This window comes from Meiothermus cerbereus (assembly GCF_051297115.1).
Classification (GTDB): Bacteria; Deinococcota; Deinococci; order Deinococcales; family Thermaceae; genus Meiothermus; species Meiothermus cerbereus_A.
The window spans coordinates 1-699 of sequence record NZ_JBEVAL010000169.1; the positions used below are offsets into that span (position 1 = coordinate 1).

Annotated in this window: 1 protein-coding gene and 1 pseudogene; one reads left to right on the forward strand and one right to left on the reverse strand. The window is 61.1% G+C overall.

Annotated elements, in window-relative coordinates; genetic code table 11:
• Positions 1–98: 98 nt before the first annotated feature.
• Positions 99–272 (forward strand): annotated as a pseudogene (locus ABWU19_RS14995) (DUF4277 domain-containing protein); the annotation flags it as partial.
• 3 nt (positions 273–275) lie between these two features.
• On the opposite strand, the gene ABWU19_RS15000 reads toward ABWU19_RS14995, so the two are convergent.
• The coding region (locus ABWU19_RS15000; protein ID WP_435902428.1) for a transposase at positions 276–699 on the reverse strand (424 nt) is incomplete at its 5' end.

A 699-nucleotide genomic window follows, 5' to 3' on the forward strand; every position in this document is an offset into this window, starting at 1 on the left:
GTGCTGGCCTGGCTCCATGCCCGGGGGTGGCCTTTGGTCACGGGGCTACGTTCAAACCGACATTCCGCACCCCTCCCCCTCCCGGGTAGGATTTTGGGATGGGAGGGATCGCGGACAGCTTTCAGGTGTACGACCTGGGCCATCTGGGTCTGGTGGCCAGCATCGTGGACCGCATCGGGCTGGTGCCCCTGGTGGAGGAGCGGGTAGGCTCCCGCCCGGGGGAAAAGGTGAGCACGGGGGTGGCCCTCAAAGCGGCCATCCTTGTAGTGCTTCACCTAAACGATACCAGTTTCCTGAGCTGACCGGATAACCTCCAGTGGGGTCTTGTAATCCAACGCCTGGTGCGGACGCCGGGGGTTGTAATCCTCGCGGAAGCTTTCCAGCACTCTATTTAGCTCATCCAGACGCTCCACCTCCTCGTACTGTAAGTATTCCTCCTTGAGGGTGCGCTGAAAGCGTTCTACTCGACCCATGCCCTGGGGCTTACCTACCGCAGATAAGGTTTGACCACAGCAGCTAGCCTCCAGAAACTCGGTAAAGGCGTTGGCCTTGAAAGCTGTGCCCTGGTCGCTCTTGACCTCGATGCCTTGAGTGGGGAGCTTGAGCTGCTCAGCCTGAAGAATGGCTTGGCCCAGGGCATTGCTCGCCGCCTGGGCATCTTCGGTCAGGGTGGCTACTGCCGCCAGGCAGTAGCGGCTC